At 62.5% G+C, this 17,767-nt stretch carries 16 protein-coding genes; 5 read left to right on the top strand and 11 right to left on the bottom strand.

Translation table 11 applies throughout. The features are described 5' to 3' along the window. Positions 1 to 2 precede the first annotated feature (2 nt). Both AB4Z25_RS27575 and AB4Z25_RS27580 read right to left on the bottom strand, forming a co-directional pair. Positions 3 to 821, bottom strand: a complete 819-nt coding sequence (locus AB4Z25_RS27575; protein ID WP_112538906.1) for a TrmH family RNA methyltransferase — start codon at positions 819 to 821, stop codon at positions 3 to 5. A gap of 3 nt (positions 822 to 824) precedes the next feature. Beyond that, positions 825 to 1,208 carry a hypothetical protein gene (locus tag AB4Z25_RS27580; RefSeq protein ID WP_112538905.1) on the bottom strand — a complete coding sequence of 128 codons (384 nt, stop codon included), beginning with the start codon at positions 1,206 to 1,208 and terminating at the stop codon, positions 825 to 827. A gap of 36 nt (positions 1,209 to 1,244) precedes the next feature. Between AB4Z25_RS27580 and AB4Z25_RS27585 the strand changes: the two genes are divergently transcribed. Both AB4Z25_RS27585 and rpoH read left to right on the top strand, forming a co-directional pair. Continuing rightward, complete coding sequence (locus tag AB4Z25_RS27585; RefSeq protein WP_112538904.1) at positions 1,245 to 2,279, top strand: RluA family pseudouridine synthase; 1,035 nt, start codon at positions 1,245 to 1,247, stop codon at positions 2,277 to 2,279. Between the two features lie 163 nt (positions 2,280 to 2,442). After that, positions 2,443 to 3,351: an RNA polymerase sigma factor RpoH gene (gene rpoH, locus AB4Z25_RS27590; protein WP_112390391.1), complete on the top strand. Its 909-nt coding sequence runs from the start codon at positions 2,443 to 2,445 to the stop codon at positions 3,349 to 3,351. Between the two features lie 90 nt (positions 3,352 to 3,441). Here rpoH and AB4Z25_RS27595 read toward each other — a convergent pair whose 3' ends face one another. The 4 genes from AB4Z25_RS27595 to AB4Z25_RS27610 all read right to left on the bottom strand — a co-directional run bounded on the left by AB4Z25_RS27595 (position 3,442) and on the right by AB4Z25_RS27610 (position 8,247). Beyond that, positions 3,442 to 3,951: an SRPBCC family protein gene (locus AB4Z25_RS27595; RefSeq protein ID WP_442210258.1), complete on the bottom strand. Its 510-nt coding sequence runs from the start codon at positions 3,949 to 3,951 to the stop codon at positions 3,442 to 3,444. Then, positions 3,935 to 4,291, bottom strand: a complete 357-nt coding sequence (locus AB4Z25_RS27600) for an ArsR/SmtB family transcription factor (RefSeq protein ID WP_442210331.1) — start codon at positions 4,289 to 4,291, stop codon at positions 3,935 to 3,937. The genes AB4Z25_RS27595 and AB4Z25_RS27600 overlap by 17 nt, the downstream gene beginning before the upstream one ends. Positions 4,292 to 4,519: 228 nt before the next feature. Continuing rightward, positions 4,520 to 6,892, bottom strand: a complete 2,373-nt coding sequence (locus AB4Z25_RS27605) for a hypothetical protein (RefSeq protein ID WP_112538902.1) — start codon at positions 6,890 to 6,892, stop codon at positions 4,520 to 4,522. Between the two features lie 59 nt (positions 6,893 to 6,951). After that, positions 6,952 to 8,247 (bottom strand): adenylosuccinate synthase, encoded by a 1,296-nt coding sequence (locus AB4Z25_RS27610; protein ID WP_112390388.1) that lies wholly within the window; start codon positions 8,245 to 8,247, stop codon positions 6,952 to 6,954. A 196-nt stretch (positions 8,248 to 8,443) separates the two neighbouring features. Here AB4Z25_RS27610 and AB4Z25_RS27615 point away from each other — a divergent pair, with 196 nt between their 5' ends. Then, positions 8,444 to 9,361, top strand: a complete 918-nt coding sequence (locus tag AB4Z25_RS27615) for a DMT family transporter (RefSeq protein ID WP_112538901.1) — start codon at positions 8,444 to 8,446, stop codon at positions 9,359 to 9,361. On the opposite strand, the gene AB4Z25_RS27620 is transcribed toward AB4Z25_RS27615, so the two are convergent. Both AB4Z25_RS27620 and AB4Z25_RS27625 read right to left on the bottom strand, forming a co-directional pair. Continuing rightward, the gene (locus AB4Z25_RS27620) at positions 9,358 to 10,203 is read right to left on the bottom strand and encodes a GNAT family N-acetyltransferase (protein ID WP_112538900.1); all 846 of its coding nucleotides are present in this window, start codon (positions 10,201 to 10,203) and stop codon (positions 9,358 to 9,360) included. The two genes, AB4Z25_RS27615 and AB4Z25_RS27620, sit on opposite strands and share 4 nt — an antisense overlap. A 321-nt stretch (positions 10,204 to 10,524) precedes the next feature. Beyond that, entirely contained in the window at positions 10,525 to 12,564 is a 2,040-nt protein-coding gene (locus AB4Z25_RS27625; RefSeq protein WP_112538987.1) for a response regulator, read from the bottom strand. Positions 12,565 to 12,915: 351 nt separating this feature from the next. On the opposite strand from AB4Z25_RS27625, the gene AB4Z25_RS27630 reads away from it, so the two are divergent. Continuing rightward, complete coding sequence (locus tag AB4Z25_RS27630; protein ID WP_112538899.1) at positions 12,916 to 13,785, top strand: DUF6030 family protein; 870 nt, start codon at positions 12,916 to 12,918, stop codon at positions 13,783 to 13,785. A gap of 4 nt (positions 13,786 to 13,789) precedes the next feature. Here the strand turns inward: AB4Z25_RS27630 and AB4Z25_RS27635 are convergent, their stop codons facing one another. The 3 genes from AB4Z25_RS27635 to ung form a co-directional block, all read right to left on the bottom strand. Next, positions 13,790 to 14,398 (bottom strand): alpha/beta hydrolase, encoded by a 609-nt coding sequence (locus AB4Z25_RS27635; RefSeq protein ID WP_112538898.1) that lies wholly within the window; start codon positions 14,396 to 14,398, stop codon positions 13,790 to 13,792. An 11-nt stretch (positions 14,399 to 14,409) separates the two neighbouring features. Beyond that, the gene (locus AB4Z25_RS27640; protein ID WP_112538897.1) at positions 14,410 to 15,342 is read right to left on the bottom strand and encodes a VOC family protein; all 933 of its coding nucleotides are present in this window, start codon (positions 15,340 to 15,342) and stop codon (positions 14,410 to 14,412) included. Between the two features lie 139 nt (positions 15,343 to 15,481). After that, positions 15,482 to 16,183 (bottom strand): uracil-DNA glycosylase, encoded by a 702-nt coding sequence (ung, locus tag AB4Z25_RS27645; RefSeq protein ID WP_112538896.1) that lies wholly within the window; start codon positions 16,181 to 16,183, stop codon positions 15,482 to 15,484. 153 nt (positions 16,184 to 16,336) lie between these two features. On the opposite strand from ung, the gene AB4Z25_RS27650 reads away from it, so the two are divergent. Then, positions 16,337 to 17,758, top strand: a complete 1,422-nt coding sequence (locus tag AB4Z25_RS27650; RefSeq protein WP_112538986.1) for a phosphomannomutase — start codon at positions 16,337 to 16,339, stop codon at positions 17,756 to 17,758. The last annotated feature ends 9 nt before the right edge of the window (positions 17,759 to 17,767 follow it).

Raw genomic sequence — 17,767 nt, forward strand, 5'->3', positions numbered from 1 at the left:
GCTCAGAGCCTGCGGGCGGCCGACGCCATGGAAAACAGGGCGATGCCCGTTGCCGTCGCGACGTTCAGGCTATCCAGCCCTTCGGATTGCGGGATCCGGGCGCTGCGGAAGCGCGAGAGGATTGCCGCCGGCAACCCCTCCCCCTCGGTTCCCGCCACCAGCGCCATGCGCGGCGAAGCCGGGATATCGCGAATATCGACCTCGCCACGCGGCGACAGCGTCCAGATATCGAAGCCGCGCCCGGCAAGCCCGCCAAGCAGATCGAGCGCCGTTCCTTGGCGCTCGTAGGGCACGCTGAGCACAGAGCCGACCGAGACGCGCAACGCCTTGCGATAGAGCGGATCGCAAGAGGTGTCGTCGAGGAAGATCGCGTCCGCCTTGAACGCTGCCGCATTGCGGAACATCGAGCCGGCATTGTCGTGATTGGAGATGCCGCATCCGGCAATGACCAGCGCCTGTTCCGGCAGCCGGTCGATCAGGCTTGTCTCCGGCGCGAGCTTCCTGCCGAGCGCCAGCACGCCGCGATGCAGATGGAAGCCGACGATGCCGTCAAGCGTGGCGGCATCGGCGATGTAGACAGGCACGTCGCCGGGAAACTCGGCCAGGATATCGTCCACGCCCGCCGCCCGGTTTGCGAGCAGCAGGACCTTCTCGGCCGCAAACGTGCAGCGCCGGTGCGCCTGCGCCAGCATGCGCAGCACCACCGTTCCCTCGGCGATGAAACGGCCCTGGCGCCCCGTCAGGTCACGCTCGCGGATCTCGCGAAACTCCGCGATCCTCGGATCGGCGGGATCGGTGATCGTGACCGGAGCAGCCGCCATGGCTCAATTGCCGGCGATGGCGATATCGGCGACGGTATGGCCCGTCCTGGTATCGACGACGATCGCGCGGTGCTTGCCATCGCTACCCTGACCGTAGAACAGGATCTGGCTGCCCGAAAGCGAGGTCGACTGAACCGCAAAGCCAGCCGGCAGCGAAACCGTGCCGCTGACAGGCGAATCCGTCGGAACGCCGTTCGACGTAACAGCAGGCGCGCCTGCCGGTGCAGGCCGCGTCACCTTGTAGACAACCGCGCCGAAGACCGCCATAAGGCTCACGAACATGATGGCGCCGGAAACGATCTGCAGGCGAACCATCTTGCGCCGGACGCTTTCCATTGCCGGGTCAAGGGGCTTGTCTTCCTGATCGTCTGGTTCGATTTGCGTCATTACGGTGTCCTATGAAAACTTCGGAGAAGAAGCGACTTGAGCGACCCCTTTAAACAAGCATCCGGCATTAGGAAAGTCCTGACGGCAGATGAGAGCGCAACGGGCCGCCTCGACGCATGGCTGACGGCCCAGCTTGGGCCTGAGTTTTCGCGCAGCCGGGTGAAGGTGCTGATCAAGGAAGGCCAGCTTCTGGTCAACGGCGCGCTGGCGACCGATCCACAGAAGAAGGTCCGCCCCGGCGATACCTACGAGATACTGCTGCCCGAGCCGGAAGATCCGGAACCCAAGGGCGAGAACATCCCGCTCGACATCCTCTACGAGGACGACGACGTCATCGTCATCTCCAAGCCATCGGGTCTCGTCGTCCATCCGGCCGCCGGCAACTGGACCGGCACGCTGGTCAACGCGCTGATCTATCACTGCGGCGACAGCCTTTCCGGCATTGGCGGCGTCAAGCGCCCCGGCATCGTCCACCGCCTCGACAAGGATACGACCGGCGTGATGATCGTTGCCAAGAACGATATCGCCCACCGCCATCTGTCGGCACAGTTTGCCGACCACGGCCGCACCATGCCGCTGGAACGCGCCTATCAGGCGATCGTCTGGGGCCGTCCGCGCTCGCTGGCAGGCACCATCGACGCGCCGCTCGGCCGTGGCACCAACGACCGCACCCGCCGCGAAGTGAAGCGCCCCGGCAATCAGGAAGCCGACGAGGCGATCACCCATTACGAAGTGCTCGAACGCTTCCAGGAGACGCCGGACGCCTTGTCGCTGGCTTCGCTGGTCGAGTGCCACCTGGAAACCGGCCGCACCCATCAGATCCGCGTTCACATGGCCCATATCGGCCATCCGCTGCTCGGCGACACGGTCTATGGCGCGGGCTTCAAGACCAAGGCAAACAATCTTCCCGATGCCGTTCGCAAGGTGGTGAACGGCTTCACGCGGCAGGCGCTTCACGCCTATATGCTGCAGTTCGAGCACCCGCGCACCGGCGAAGTCATGCGCTTCGAAGTGCCGCTGCCGGATGACATGATCGAGCTCGTCGAGGCGCTGCGGGCGGCAGCGCCATAACGCCTTCGTGAATGCCCCGGTGGCCTTGAACCCCTGTTCGGCCATACTTATCTGTATATGGACTTAGTGCGGGCTCAGCTTTGAGCCGCACGTCCCGGTTTGCCTTTAACGACGCGGGGACGCGTTCCATCGGGAACCGGAATCTATATAGGAGGGTGCAATCATGGCCCGTAATAACCTGCCATCCATTACGGCCGGCGAAGCCGGTCTTAACCGTTACCTCGACGAAATCCGCAAGTTCCCGATGCTGGAGCCCCAGCAGGAATACATGCTCGCCAAGCGCTATGCCGAACATGGCGACCGCGACGCTGCGCACAAGCTCGTCACCAGCCACCTGCGTCTCGTCGCCAAGATCGCGATGGGCTACCGTGGCTATGGCCTGCCGATCGGCGAAGTCGTCTCCGAAGGTAATGTCGGCCTGATGCAGGCCGTGAAGAAGTTCGACCCGGAACGCGGCTTCCGCCTGGCAACCTATGCCATGTGGTGGATCAAGGCCTCGATCCAGGAATATATCCTGCGTTCGTGGTCGCTCGTGAAAATGGGCACGACCGCCAATCAGAAGCGCCTGTTCTTCAACCTGCGCCGCCTCAAGGGCCGCCTGCAGGCGATCGACGAAGGTGATCTGAAGCCGGAACACGTCTCCGAAATCGCCACTAAGCTGAAGGTGTCGGAAGAGGAAGTCGTCTCCATGAACCGCCGCCTGTCCGGCGACGCATCGCTGAACGCCTCGATCAAGGCGTCCGAAGGCGATAGCGGCCAGTGGCAGGACTGGCTGGTCGATGATCACGACAGCCAGGAAGAAGTGCTGATCGAGCAGGACGAGCTCGACACCCGCCGCCGGATGCTCTCCAAGGCGATGTCGGTACTCAACGAACGCGAACGCCGCATCTTCGAAGCACGCCGCCTCGCCGAGGATCCGGTGACGCTGGAAGACCTGTCGTCAGAATTCGACATCAGCCGCGAACGCGTCCGCCAGATCGAGGTCCGCGCCTTCGAAAAGGTCCAGGACGCCGTCCGCAAGGAAGCGCTCGACATGGCCAAGGCCGTGCGCGTGGTGGAAGCCAGCGCGTAAGCGCCTGCGGTAGAACAACAATTGAAAAAGGCGGGCCAATGGCCCGCCTTTTTTTTGCAATGTGGAAGCGCTGGGCTTCACGATACCATATCAGCAATGATCGCCGATGCTGGAAAGAAATTCGCGGAGTTGTTCCAGTTGTTCCGGCAATGCGGCCGCGCCTTCCTGCAGTGCTTGTTCAAGCGCCTCCCTGGACGGATAGACGTCGTGGAAAGTCAACAGGGTTTTCCCGCCCTGATCCTCGAAGGTCACGGTCGTGATCGCGCCCTCTTCGCCCTCGTCATTGGTCCAGACGATACGCTCGTTGGGCACGACCTCGAGATACTTACCGTAGAAGGCCATGGTATCCGAACCGCCGGTGCCGAATTCAAGCCGATATTTGCCGCCGGTGCGGACGTCCATGTCGCACGATACCAGCGAAACGCCGCCCGGCGCCGATTCCGGCACCCACCAGCGCTGAAACAGCTCCGGCTGGCTCCACGCCCTGTAGACCGTGCTCGGCGGCGCATTGAATGTTCGCGTAATGACGAGCTCGCGATCCCCCTTGCGCTGGACTGACGTGGGGTTCTGCGCGCCTGTACTCTCAAACTGCTCCTTCATCGCTTCCTCCCTGTTGTATTTCGTTGATGATTTCATCCAACGCGTCGAAACGGGCTTCGAAGAGCTTGCGGTGCGCCTCTATCCACTCCGCCTCCGCCTTGAGGCCGCGTTTTCCAAGCCTGCAGGTTCTCACCCGTCCAACCTTCTGCGTGACGACAAGCCCGGCCCTCTCAAGAACCTGAACATGCTTCTTCATGCCGGTCAGCGTCATCTGAAAGGCATCAGCGAGACTGGTAATAGATGCGTCGCCATGGCCGAGCAGATCGATGATCCCACGGCGTGTCGCATCCGAAAGCGCCGCGAACGAGAGATCAAGAGGAGTAGCTATATACTGAACCATATAGTTCAGTGTTGTAATCTGCTTAGACGAGAAGCGCAAGCGTTCCCTGCCATTCCGACTATTTGCTATGTCCCTTTCCAGCGCGCGGATTCGATCGAGTTCGAAAATTCGACACTCGTAATCGTCCCGCCAACCGCGGTTCGTGGATAGAACTGGAGATGTTTCCGGCGCGTGAAGGGCAGGCGGTCCCCGCAGGAACCGCTTCGTTTTGTGGCTACCAGCCAGATTTTACTGGCTGGTGCTGACGTCGCCGAGGGCAGTCCAGCTGCTGATCGCGGTGTTGAACGCGGCGCCGCCGGTCGAACCCTTCTGCATGGTGATCAGAGCACGGCGGCCGTTGCGGTAGGTGATCGGGATGTCGATCCAGTCGCGGGTGGCGAGCAGGTCGAGGTTCGACTTGCGGGCGTCCGGATAGTCGTTCAGGGCGATCATGTGGAAATCGTCCGTGATCTTGGCCGGAACGGCGATCAGCGCGTCGCCGCGGTCCTGCTCGGTCCGCTTCATCGAGATGCGCTGAACGCTGTCGATCTTACCACCTTCAAAATTCGGCGGTACCGAGAAGACGATTTCGACCAGATGGCTGGCGGGCAGCGACGGGTCGGAATTGCGCTTGAAGGTCACGAGAGCCGAGAGATTGCGCTCGGGAACGGTGACGTTGCCCTGCACCGTCGCCTCATCCTTGCCGTTGGCGCCCTTCTCGTGCTGGACGCTCCAGACGACCGAACCCTGGATCGCCGTCGGCGAGCTCTGGCCAATACGCTCCTCATAGAGGAACATCTTTTCCGACGCGCCAACCGGTGTCTGCGTCTGCGCGGCAGCCGGCGCCGGCGCATCCGTTGCAGGTGGCTGCTGGGCATTGGCAGCGCCCGGCTGCGCCGCAGGCGTGGCTTGTGCCTGTACGGCCGGGGCGGCAGAAGCGACGCTCTGCTGCGCGACCGACTTGCCTTCGGCTGTCGGTGTTGTGGCGACCGTGGCGGGACCCGGATCCGTCTCGCTGCCGTCGGCCATCAGGCGCTGGTTGAACTTGTTGCTGACCGACGCGCCGTCATCCACGGCGGCAACCTGCTTGTTGCTTTCAGCCGGGGCTGCGGAGCTGTCGTTTGCCGCCGGAGCGGTGCCCGATGCCGGAGTGGTGGCGGGCGGTGGCGTGGTCGCTGCGGGCTTCGTCGTTTCGGCGGTCTTCGGCGCCGAGCTGATCAGGCCATTGACCATGGCGTTCAGCTCGTCGCGCTTCATCCACGCCGCGTAGCCGCCACCGCCAAGCACGGCGAGAGCAACGAGCGTACCGATGATCCTGCCAAGACCGAAGCGGCGGCGCTTCGGCTCCATGCGGAAATTCTTGTTCTGGAGCTTGGCAGCGACGATCTGGTCGATATCGGCGACCGGTGCCGTATCGTCGTCGTCATTGGCAACGCTGCCGCGGCGGCCGTAGCCGCGAAGCGATTCGGCTTCCTTCCACTCGCTGCCTGGCACATCGGGTGTCGGCTGCGCGGGCGCCGCCTTGTTGCCATGCACTTCGGAAAACAGATCGGAATCGTCGCCATGCGGTGCCGCTGCGGCCTTCTTGGGCGCATCGATCGGCGGCAGGTCGTCGAAGGCTGCCGCTTCCCATGAGAAGCCTTCGTGCGCCGGAGGCATCTTGGCGGGCTCCGGCACAGAGCTCAGACCCGACAGCGCCTCTTCGAAGGCGCGGGCGCCGGAATCGGCGTTAGCGGCAGGCGCAAGGGCGGAGAAGTTGTGCAGTTCCTGATCGGCCCAGACCGTTTCGGCATCCTTCGGCGGCTCAGCGGGCGCCTCGGCAACGGGCTCGCTCCACACAGGCTCGAAACGCCCGGCGGCATCGCTCTGCAGCGGCTCTTCCTGCGTCTGCTCGACAAATTCTTGTGGCTTCTCGAACGAGGCGAAAGGCTCGACCAGGCGGTTGGCCGGATTATATTCGCTGGCGCGAAGCGGCTCGACGGCTTCCACCGGTTCCGGATCGGCATAATGTTCTTCGAAGACTGCGGTTTCGGCGGCAACGTGCTGTTCCGGCCCGACCGGCTCTTCGTGCTGCGGGGCGTGCCAGGTTTCAGCAGGCGCGTCCTCGGCAGGCTGCTGCCACGGCGCCGGCTCTTCTGCGTGCACTTCGGGTTCGGCGGCGGGTGCCGCTTCTTCGTGATAGACGGGCTGCGGCTCTTCGTAGGCAGGCTCGGCGGCGGCAGGCTCTTGGTCGGCGACAGGCTCCTCGTAGGCGGGATGCTCTTCCGGAGCGGCGTCTTCAACCGGCTCGGCCGCAGCGTGCACTGGCTCTTCGACCGGCGCTTCTGCTGCCGGTTCTTCAGAGACGGGCTCGGGTATGGCCTCGGCAGCGGCTACAGGCTCAAGCGCTACGGCGTTGTCGTCCGGCAGCGCCTCGGCATGCTCGGCCTCGACTTCACGAATGGCGGCATCCAGCTTTTCAAGCTGCCGTTGCAACATCGCTTCCGGCGGACGCGGCTTCATGTTTTCGAGCTGCCGCTGCACTGCGCCGCGGGCCCGCTCGTAAACCTTCACCCGCATCTCGGGCGTATTTTCGGTCAGACCGTCAACGGCCCGCCGGATGACTGCAATAAAATCCGCCATTCGTACTTTCTCAAAAGGCCCGGCTTAACGCACGGGCCAAATCGCAATGACCCGCGACATTAATCCTCAAAGGGATCGGTCACAAGTATGGTGTCATCTCGCTCAGGGCTTGTGGACAACAAGGCGACCGGCGCGCCGATCAGCTCCTCGACCTGGCGTACATACTTGATCGCCTGCGCCGGAAGATCGGCCCAGCTGCGGGCGCCGACGGTCGATTCCTTCCATCCCTCGAGCGTGATGTAGACGGGCTCGACACGGGCCTGCGCGGCCTGGCTTGCCGGCAGATAGTCGATCTCCTTACCGTCGAGCTTGTAGGCAACGCAGATCTTCAGTTCGTCGAGACCATCGAGGACGTCGAGCTTGGTCAGCGCGATGCCGGTGATGCCTGAGGTCTTCACCGTCTGGCGGACCAGAACCGAATCGAACCAGCCGCAGCGGCGCGGACGGCCGGTGTTGACGCCGACTTCGCGGCCGACGGTCGACAGGTGCTTGCCGATCTCATCGTTCAGCTCGCACGGGAACGGACCTTCGCCGACGCGGGTCGTGTAGGCCTTGGTGATGCCGAGGACATAGCCGATCGCCGTCGGACCGAGGCCGGAGCCTGCAGCCGCCTGACCGGCAACGGTGTTCGACGAGGTCACGAACGGATAGGTGCCGTGGTCGTTGTCGAGCAGCGCACCCTGGGCGCCTTCGAACAGGATGCGGGCGCCAGCCTTGCGCTGGTCGTCGAGGATGCGCCAGACCTGATCGACATAGGGCAGAACCTGAGCGGCAACGTCGTTCAGTTCCTTCTCCAGCGATTCGACCGAAATTTCCGGCAGGCCGAGGCCACGGCGCAGGGCGTTGTGATGGGTCAGCAGGCGGTCGATCTTGGCCGGCAGCGTTTCCGGATCGGCAAGATCGATGGCGCGGATGGCGCGGCGGCCGACTTTGTCTTCATAGGCCGGGCCGATGCCGCGGCGGGTGGTGCCGATCTTCGTGCCGCTGTTGGAAGCAGCATCTTCACGGAAACCGTCGAGGTCGCGGTGCAGCGACAGGATCAGCGGCGCGTTGTCGGCGATGCGCAGCACTTCAGGGGTGACATTGACGCCCTGGGCGCGCAGCTTCTCGACTTCGGCAACGAAGTGATGCGGATCGACGACGACACCGTTGCCGATGACGCTGAGCTTTCCGCGAACGAGGCCGGACGGCAGCAGCGCCAGCTTGTAGCTGACGCCGTCGATGACCAGCGTATGACCTGCATTATGGCCGCCCTGATAGCGAACGATGACGTCCGCACGTTCCGAAAGCCAATCGACAATCTTGCCCTTGCCTTCGTCACCCCATTGGGAACCGACCACGACTACGTTCGTCATCCAACTCTTCCTGTTACCGGCGGATTATCCGCGCCCTGCTCAAACCCGCGCATCTATAAAGGTTTGTTTTTTGGAAAGCGACCCTGTTATCGCGGTGAAATGGGCTTTTTGCGTGACAAAACAGCCCGCCGCGGGCTATTGCCGGAACCACGCCCCGCCTCCTGTCCGGCCAATCACCGATACGGAAAGAATCATCGTGCAGATCACGGCCTATATTTGCCTCGTCATCGCAACGCTGTGCTGGGGCGGCAATGCGGTGGCCGGCAAGCTGGCGCTCGGCCATATCAGCCCGATGATGCTGACCTTACTGCGCTGGACGCTGGCGACGGCATTGATCGCCGCCATCTCCCTGCCCTACCTCAAGCGCGACTGGCCGCTGGTGCGCAAGAACCTGCCGCTGCTCTTCTTCTACGGCATCATCGGCTACACGACCTTCAACGCCATGCTGTATTCCGCCGTCCAGTATACGACGGCGATCAACGTGGCGATCGAGCAGGCCGGCATCCCGATGCTGATCTTCCTGCTGAATTTTGTCTTCTTCCGCACCAGCGTCTCGCTGGCGCAATTCGCCGGCTTCGGCATGACGCTGGTCGGCGTGGCCCTGACGGCGGCCCACGGCGATTTCGCCACGCTGCTGCATCTCAGCCTCAACCGCGGCGATGCGCTGATGCTGATCGCCGTCGTCGCCTATTCGGTCTACACGATCTTCCTGCGCTGGAAGCCGCCGATCGACTGGCGCACGCTGATGGCAATCCCGGCACTTGCTGCCGCACTGAGCTCGATACCGTTGCTGATCTGGGAAGGCTCGAAAGGCAACATCCAAGTTCCCGATGCCAGCGGCTGGGTGATCGCCTTCTACACGGCGATCTTCGCCTCGCTGCTGGCGCAGATCCTCTACATCAAGGGTGTCGAGACAATCGGCGCCAATCGCGCCGGGTTGTTCATCAACCTCGTACCGGTCTTCGGCACGCTGCTGTCAGTTCTGCTTCTCGGAGAAGAGCTGCAGGTCTTCCACATGATCGCACTGGCGCTGACGCTCGGCGGGATCGCCATCGCCGAGAAGGGACGCCCAAAGGCATCCGCTCCCACGACGCCAGCCTCGCCGGTCGATTAACCGAGCTCGAGCGTCGTCACGCCGTAAACGTTCTTCAGCGGAATCACCGGCGCCTGGCCGCGATACATGCGCATCGTCTCCAAGACCGGCTCAAGCCCGATCGCCTCGGCGAGCGCGATAGCTTCCGCGTTATCGGCCGGCACGTCGATGAAGATCCGGGCGCCGTTCGCCTCGGTGACGAGCTGCGCAACGAGCGCCGCCGCCGTATCGGCATCGGCGGCAAATAGCGGGCCGATCTTGTAGCCTTCGTAGCAGCGGCGGATCGTGCCATAGCCGCGGATCTTGCCGCTTTTGCGCACGACGGCACTCTTGCGGCCCTTGCGGCTGGTGCACCAGGCGCTGATGAACTCGGGACGCGATGCGGGGAAGATCGAGGAGTCGTAGCGGGCGATGCCATCTGTCTTGTCGGAAACCGCTTGTGCGAGCTGCGGCGATTGCGGTGCAGGCTTGGCTATGCCGCCGAAGCGGATCGTCTTGTAGGCAGGCTCGAAACCCGCCTTGCGGTAGCTCGGCTGCTGCGCCTCGACGCCATCGAGGCCGATGGTACGGCCTTCGGCCGACGCCATGCCGGCATTCCAGATCGCCTTGCCATAGCCTTTGCCACGGAAATCGGGGTGAACGATATAGAGGCCGAGAAAGGCGAAACTGTCGCCATATTTGACCACCGAGATTGAACCGACAGGCACTTCGCCTATGGCGCCGACAAAGAAGCCGGACGGATCGGCGTCATGAAATGCAAGGGAATCGTCGAGGCCGGGATTCCAGCCTTCCTGCCGGGCCCACTCGAGTACAAGCTCCAACTCGCCCGGCCGCATGGGACGAACCGTAAACTCCGAATTCATGCAACTTCCCTAACCAACTCTGCCGCAAGCCCGCAAAGCGCATATGAAGAAAAGCTAAAGAATAGCTTTCCAAGCATCCCCGCCCATACGAAGAAACATGTTCATGACTGAAACGATCAAACATCGATCGCCGTAAGGCCCGGCGCGAGAAACTTCGTGCCGCAATGATCATGAAACAACAAAGCTACAATCTCAAGAAAATTACTTAACAAATCGCCAGCATCGCGAAGCCGTGAAAGAAGATTCCGGCGGCTCCACGCGTGCTATTCTCGCTGTTCCGGCAGTGCTGGAAGAATGCGGGCGGCAGTCTTCGGCGATCCGTTACTTGATCAGCAAATCTTTCACCCGGCGGGCGAAAGCATCGCCGAGAAACGGCTTGGTCATCACATGCATGCCGTGATCGAGATGGCCGTGGTTCAGAACCGCATTCTCGGCATAGCCGGTAACGAACAGGACACGGAGATCGGGCCGTGTTGCCCTGATCGCATCGGCCAGCTGCCGCCCGTTCATCCCGCCGGGCAGTCCGACATCGGTCACCAGGAGATCGATCGGCTGGCCGGAATTCATGATCCGCATCGCGCTCATGCCGTCATCGGCCTCCAGCACGTGATAACCGAGCTCCTCCAGGATCTCGACCGCCACCATGCGCACCAGCGGCTCGTCATCGACGACGAGGATCGTCTCATGGCCCGAAGCGCGCGGCGTCACCGTCGGGCTCGACATGTCGTCAGCCGTTTCCGCATCGCCGAGATGGCGCGGCAGATAGATGCAGATCATCGTGCCCTTGCCGAGCTCCGAATAGATGCGCGCCGTCCCGCCGGACTGACCGGCAAAGCCATGCACCATCGACAGGCCGAGACCGGTGCCCTGCCCTGTGGGCTTGGTGGTGAAGAACGGATCGAACGCCCGCTCCACGACATCCGGCGTCATCCCTGTGCCGGTATCGCTGACGCAGAGCGACACATACTGCCCGGACGACAGCCCTCGCTGCCGCGAAGCCCGCTCGTCGAACCATCGATTGCCGGTCTCGATCGTCAGCTTTCCGCCATCGGGCATCGCATCCCTGGCGTTGAGGCAGAGGTTCAGCAGGGCGTTTTCGAGCTGTCCGATATCGACGAAGGTGGTCCACAGACCACCTGCCAGCGCCGTCTCGACCTCAATGGTCGGCCCGACGCTGCGGGTCACCAGGTCCTGCATGCCCGACACCAGGCGATTGAGCGTTGCCGGTTTCGGATCGAGCGTCTGTCGCCGCGAAAACGCCAGCAGACGCTGCGTCAGGCCCGCCGCGCGTTTGACCGCGCCCTGTGCGCCGGTGACGTAGCGGTCGAGTTCGCTGATGCGGCCCTGCGCCAGGCGCGTCTGCATCAGCTCCATGGAACCCGAGATACCGGCCAGCAGGTTATTGAAATCATGCGCCAAACCGCCAGTCAGCTGACCGACCGCTTCCATCTTCTGCGAATGGCGCAGCTGCTCCTCGGCATGCATCAGTTCCGCCGTCCGCTCGGCGACACGCTGTTCCAGCGTATCGTTGAGCGAGCGCAGCGCCGAGGTCGCGCGGTCGCGCTCAGCCTCGACGGCACGGCGCGTTTCGATGTCGAGAAGCACGCCCGGAAAACTGAGCGGCGTGCCATCGGCAGCAAGCTCGACCCGTCCGTTGGCTTCCAGCCAGTAATATTGCCCGTCGGCGCGGCGCGTCCGGTATTGATGCGCGTAGGGACCGCCGCGTCTCAGGGCTTCGCCCATGGCCTGCGAAAGCGAGGCCTTGTCGTCGGGATGAACGGTTTCGATCACCTGATCGAGGCTGAGTCCGATCCGGCCGAGCGCCGGATCGAGACCGAATGCCCGCGCAAAGGCCTCATCCACCGTGAACCGGTTTGACGGCACGTCCCAGAACCACGTGCCGATGATGGCGCCGGCCGCCAGCGCCAGCTGAACGCGCTGCACATTCTCACGCGCGGTCGCCTCGCTGTCACGCAATGCATTTTCCGCCTGCCTGCGCGCGGTGATATCGCGAAACAGCACCGAGACCTGCCGCAGGCTTGCCGGCTCGACTCGCGAGGCCGAGACTTCGATATAGCGGTCGACGGCAACGAAATGCTGTTCGAAGCGGATCGCCCGGCCACTTTCCAGCACGCCGCCATAGAGCGTCAGCCACTGGTCCGGCGCATTCGGTTCGATCTCGCGCAGCCTCTTGCCGATGATGTCGGAGATCCCGGTATGCCGCCCATAGCCGGAATTGGCCTCGATATGCACATAGTCGCTCAAGGGGCCATGCGGACCGTCGATGAATTCGATGATGCAGAAACCGTCGTCGATCGCCTCGAACAGTGCGCGATAGCGCGCCTCGCTGCGCATCTGCATCTCGTCGGCCGATTGCGGCACGTCACCGCGTCCCCGCTCGACGCCGCTGTGATTGCCTGCTCCGAGGGGTCTGTCTGGCTGCTGCGATCTCAGACGTCGTACTTCTTCTTCGAGCTGCTCCCGGGAGAGCGATGTTACGTCTGAACTCAAGGCAGCAACCTTTTCTGGATGATATCCGCTTGTACGGAGAGGTACAAATCTAGATCACCATCGGCCAACCGCAATGGTCCGAATGCCGTGCTGCGGGCATTTACTGCACATCGGCAGAATTTGCGGTATTTTATTGAGTATTCCGCTTTATCTTTACTGAGACGTGGCGGGCGGGAAGCGCTGGGGAAACGCCACACCAGAGTGATCGATTTGGCAACCGAGACCTCAAATCAGGACATGAAGAGCCCGCCGCTGCGCCGGGGGCGCGGCCTGGTGCTGTGGTCTATGCTTGCCGTCTCGCTCTCGCTGATCGGCGGCACCGTTCTGCTGTCGAACGACATGCGGCATCTGCGCGATCTTGCCGGGCGGCTGGGCTACCCGCTCACGCCACAAAAGACCGTGGCAGTCCTCCCGAAAAGCTCGCCTCCGCCACCCAGGCCAAGGCCGGCACCCAATCCTGTCCTCGTCAGCATCGAGCGTGATCCGCGGTTGATGGATCCACCGCTTGCCGAACTCGCGGCCGCCTTCTTCAGGACATGGTGGACGACGGGCCCGGCGATCTGCGACGCCCTGCGGAAGGCCGGCATCGGCACGACGCCGTGGCGAGCTGCGGGCATGAGCAGCACCACATTCGAATGCACCTTCCAGCAGGTCTACAAGCAGGATGCCGAACGCCCGCTGAGCTCTGTCTTCGTGATCATACGCGGCGACCGCGACGGAGCGATCTTCAACATGCGCGCCAAGCTCGTCGGTCCGGAAACCGACAGCGCCGGAAAGCTCGATCCGGCGGCGATGCGAATTTTCGAGACCATGCTCGCCCAGCCGCACTGGCAGGACTTCTCCGCCACGCTGGCAGCGATCCGCGAATTGAAGGATGTTAAGGAAGAAAGTTTCGGAACCAGCGTCAGCTTCACCCGCGAAACCGCCAGCGACAACAGCTTCAATTTCATCATCGCCATGAAGGCGACGCCCGGACCGCAGATCCGCACCAGAGCCTATTTCTCCGGCGAACGCTGGCTTGAGTTGCCTGAGCAGCCGCCTTCGGAAAAGCGGCCGCCCTATTTTCGCTAGAGCCTTAGAGGTAAGGCTCGAAGAACGTCCTGATGGCGTCGATCTCGTTCGGACGGATGTCATGCCCGCCCGTGTGCCACTCCGTCGTGACCTTTGCCTTTTCCTGTTCGAAATAGGCGGCAAGCGCCTCGGTCCGTGGCACCGGGCAGATCGGATCGCGCTGGCCCGCGGTGATCAGCACGCGCCGTCCGGCAAGTTCCGCATTGGACTGCGGCTGAAACGGGATCAGCGGATGCAGCAGTGCGCTAGCATCGAAGATGCCTTTCTCGATCAGCACATTGGCGAGAATGTTCGCACCATTTGAAAAGCCCAGTCCGAGAATGTGTGACGCGCCGTGATCGGCCGCGAGATCCCTGACATAGGCGGCCATCTTTTCGGTCGCCCGGGCGAGGTCGTCCATATCGTAGACGCCCTCGCCGGTGCGCTTGAAGAAACGCGCCGCACCGTGTTCGGAAACATCGCCCCGCGGCGAAACGATCGTCGCTTCCGGCAGCAGGCGGCGGCCGAACTCGAAGAACTGCGTCTCGTCGCCCCCCGTGCCGTGCAGAACGAAGAAAATAGGCTTGCCGGGTGCACCGGCATGCAGCCGGTGCACATATGAATTATCAGCCATGGCTGTTCTCCTTAGGCTTCGAGCGGCGGCAGATGCTGCTCGATCAACTGGCGCATATGCGCATGCTGCTGCGGCAGCTTCAGCGCCTCGCCGAGATGAGCCGTATCTTCGTCACGGTCGAAGCCCGGTTCGTTGGTGGCGATCTCGAACAGCACGCCACCCGGCGTGCGGAAATAGATTGCCCAGAAGTAATCTCGGTCGATGACCGGCGTCACCTGGTAACCGGTATCCATCAGCGCCTTGCGCACCTCGAGCTGCTTCTCGCGGTTTTCGACGGCGAAGGCGACGTGGTGGACGGAACCGGCACCCGGCAGAGCCCGGTTGATGCTCGGCATCGTTTCGAGATCGATCAGATGCGCACCATTGCCGCCGGGCAGGATCAGACGCTTGACGCCGTCCTTCTCGTCCTGGACCTGATAGCCCATGAACCTCAGAAGTTCGGACGTCGCGCCGTCATCGCGCAGCCGCATGGCAACCGAGTGGAAACCGCGGATCGCATGATCCTCGGAGATACCGCCGTTCGTCCACGGCTTGCGCGCATCGTCCTTGACCTCGACGAGCGCGAAGCCGTCACCGTCGGGACCGGCAAAGTTCAGACGCTTCTCGCCGAAGCTTTCCTCGGTCTTCAGGCCGCCGGCGTCGAGCTTCGACAGCCTGTCGCTCCAGAAGCCGATCGAGCCTTCGGGAACCGAGTAGACGGTGGTGCCGACTTCGCCGGTACCCGGACGGCCCTGCGCCATCTTCGGGAACGGGAAGTAGGTCATGATCGTGCCCGGCGCACCGGTCTCGTCACCATAATAGAGGTGATAGACGTCGGGAGCGTCGAAGTTCACGGTCTTCTTGACCCGGCGCAGGCCGAGCGCGTGGGTGAAGAACTGATTGTTGGTCCGGGCATCCTCAGCCATCGACGTGACGTGGTGCAGCCCCTTGATCTGGTTCAACATGGAAAACCCCTTTCTTGCCCGCATCGGCGAGCTTTCGATGGGTGATAGATGATCCCTCTGCGGCTTTTGGAATAGCCCCGCAAGCTGACACGCATTGTCTATTTTTATTGAACGATGAAAGAATATCGTTCAGAAAGCGCTAGTTAACCTGTGGGTTCGCAGGCAGCTGCCAATCGATCGCCGCACGGCCATGAGACTGCAGATAGTCATTCGCCTTGGAAAATGGCTTGCTGCCGAAAAAGCCATTATGCGCCGAGAGCGGCGAAGGATGCGGCGCCTTCAGCACCAGATGGCGCGCGCTATCGACGAAGGCCGCCTTGCGCTGCGCATAGGATCCCCAGAGGATGAAGACCACATGCTCGCATTCCTCGTTGACCTTGCGGATCACGGCATCGGTGAATTTCTCCCAGCCCTGTCCCTGATGCGAGGCAGCCTGCGCCTCCTCGACGGTCAGGACACTGTTTAGGAGCAGCACGCCCTGCTTCGCCCAATGCTCCAGGAAGCCATGCCGGGCGCGCTCGATACCGAGATCGGTCTCCATCTCCTTGTAGATATTGACCAGCGACGGCGGGATACGCACGCCGGGACGCACGCTGAAGCACAGCCCGTGCGCCTGTCCGAGGCCGTGATACGGATCCTGGCCGAGGATGACGACCTTCACATCGGATAGCGGCGTCAGATCGAGGGCGCGAAAATACTCCGACCCTTTTGGAAAGATATGCTTTCCCGCCTGCTTCTGCGCCTGCAGAAACGCCTTCAGCTGCTGCATGTACGGGCTTGAAAACTCCGGAGCCAGCGCGGCCTTCCAGCTGTCTTCCAATGCGATTGTCTGTTCGGTCATTTGCGCTCCCGTTCGCTGAGAACGAGCACCTGATGTGGCTCGAAAAGGGAATTGCGAAGTAATTTAGTGATCGCTGCGGATCAAAATTTACGAAGTGACAGTAGTGTGTTGATAATGGCCGACGGATTCAAGCGCTGGCAGGGCTTATTCAGAATGAAATTTGGGACTAGTGGACTGCGCGGGCTCTCCGCCGATCTGAAAGGCAGGGCTTCCGCGCTCTATGCGGCCGCCTTCGGCCAGTATCTCCTGGAAAGCGGACAGGCAAAGCGGGGTGACCTCATTCTGCTCGGCCGCGACTTTCGCGATTCCAGCCCGGAAATTGCTGATAACTGCACCGCGGCGCTGGCTTCGCTCGGATTCGCGGTCGCCGATTGCGGCACCGTGCCCACCCCGGCGCTGGCGCTCTACGGCCTCAAGCTCGGCGCCGCCAGCCTGATGATCACAGGCTCGCATATCCCCGCCGATCGCAACGGCATCAAGTTCTACAGGCCAGATGGCGAAATCGATAAGGCCGACGAGACGGCGATCTCCGCTGCCGCAGCCAAGCTCGACGCCACGTTTGTGATGCCCGCGAAAACAGGCACGGCATCGGATCATGCCGCCGTCTGCGCCGAAGGCTTCTTCAAGCGCAACGCCGCAATCCTTCCGGCAAAGGCGCTTTCCGGCCTTCGCATCGGCGTCTACCAGCACAGCACCGTCGCGCGCGACATGCTGGTCGATCTGCTGGCGCTCTATGGCGCCGAGACGTTAGCGCTCGGCCGTTCGCAAACTTTCATTCCCGTCGATACCGAAGCCGTCTCGCCTGAAACGATCGAGCTGTTGAAGGGCTGGGCTGCCGAGCACCGGCTGGACGCAATCGTCTCCGCCGACGGCGATGGCGACCGGCCGCTGGTGACCGACGAAACCGGGACGCCGCTGCGCGGTGATCTCCTCGGCCTCATCGCCGCCAAGATCCTGAAAGCCGCCGTCGTCGTCACCCCGGTGACCTCGAATTCCGGCATCGAGACGGCAGGCGATTTTGCCGTCACCCGTACCAAGGTTGGCTCGCCCTTCGTCATCTCTGGCATGCAGGAGGCGGTTTCGGCGGGCAAGGCGCGCGTCATCGGCTTCGAAGCCAATGGCGGCACGCTGACGGCGTCGGAATTTGTGATCAACGGGACGGTGCTGGCGCCGCTGCCCACACGCGATTGCTTCCTGCCGATGCTGGCAGTGCTTTCGCTTTCGGCGACGGAAGGCAAGCCGCTCTCCGCGATCGCCTCGTCCTTTGCCCTCCCCGTCGCTGCTGCCGACAGGCTGGAGAATTTTCCGGTCGAGACCAGCACCAGGCTGATGGCCTATCTTCGCCAATCGCCTGACAGCCTCACCGAATTCCTGACGCCGATCGGCAAACCGGCGACGGTGAGCGATATCGATGGCCTGCGGGTAACGCTTAAGGATGAAGCCGTCATCCACTTTCGGCCTTCCGGTAACGCACCGGAAATGCGCTGTTATGTAGAAGCGAAAGATGAAGCTGCGGCAGCTGCGCTGCTGGATGCCGGCCTGAATCGGATCCGGCAATGGGCGAACACCAACTGAACCAAGACT

The organism is Rhizobium sp. RAF36, assembly GCF_052114105.1.
Taxonomy (GTDB): Bacteria; Pseudomonadota; Alphaproteobacteria; order Rhizobiales; family Rhizobiaceae; genus Rhizobium.

Coding starts and splice junctions, on each gene's coding strand:
- AB4Z25_RS27610 (WP_112390388.1), bottom strand. CDS start 8,247: ATGACGAACGTAGTCGTGGTCGGTTCCCAATGGGGTGACGAAGGCAAG.
- rpoH (WP_112390391.1), top strand. CDS start 2,443: ATGGCCCGTAATAACCTGCCATCCATTACGGCCGGCGAAGCCGGTCTT.
- AB4Z25_RS27600 (WP_442210331.1), bottom strand. CDS start 4,291: ATGGTTCAGTATATAGCTACTCCTCTTGATCTCTCGTTCGCGGCGCTT.
- AB4Z25_RS27575 (WP_112538906.1), bottom strand. CDS start 821: ATGGCGGCTGCTCCGGTCACGATCACCGATCCCGCCGATCCGAGGATC.
- AB4Z25_RS27580 (WP_112538905.1), bottom strand. CDS start 1,208: ATGACGCAAATCGAACCAGACGATCAGGAAGACAAGCCCCTTGACCCG.
- ung (WP_112538896.1), bottom strand. CDS start 16,183: ATGACCGAACAGACAATCGCATTGGAAGACAGCTGGAAGGCCGCGCTG.
- AB4Z25_RS27595 (WP_442210258.1), bottom strand. CDS start 3,951: ATGAAGGAGCAGTTTGAGAGTACAGGCGCGCAGAACCCCACGTCAGTC.
- AB4Z25_RS27605 (WP_112538902.1), bottom strand. CDS start 6,892: ATGGCGGATTTTATTGCAGTCATCCGGCGGGCCGTTGACGGTCTGACC.
- AB4Z25_RS27625 (WP_112538987.1), bottom strand. CDS start 12,564: ATGCAGATGCGCAGCGAGGCGCGCTATCGCGCACTGTTCGAGGCGATC.
- AB4Z25_RS27620 (WP_112538900.1), bottom strand. CDS start 10,203: ATGAATTCGGAGTTTACGGTTCGTCCCATGCGGCCGGGCGAGTTGGAG.
- AB4Z25_RS27650 (WP_112538986.1), top strand. CDS start 16,337: ATGAAATTTGGGACTAGTGGACTGCGCGGGCTCTCCGCCGATCTGAAA.
- AB4Z25_RS27640 (WP_112538897.1), bottom strand. CDS start 15,342: ATGTTGAACCAGATCAAGGGGCTGCACCACGTCACGTCGATGGCTGAG.
- AB4Z25_RS27635 (WP_112538898.1), bottom strand. CDS start 14,398: ATGGCTGATAATTCATATGTGCACCGGCTGCATGCCGGTGCACCCGGC.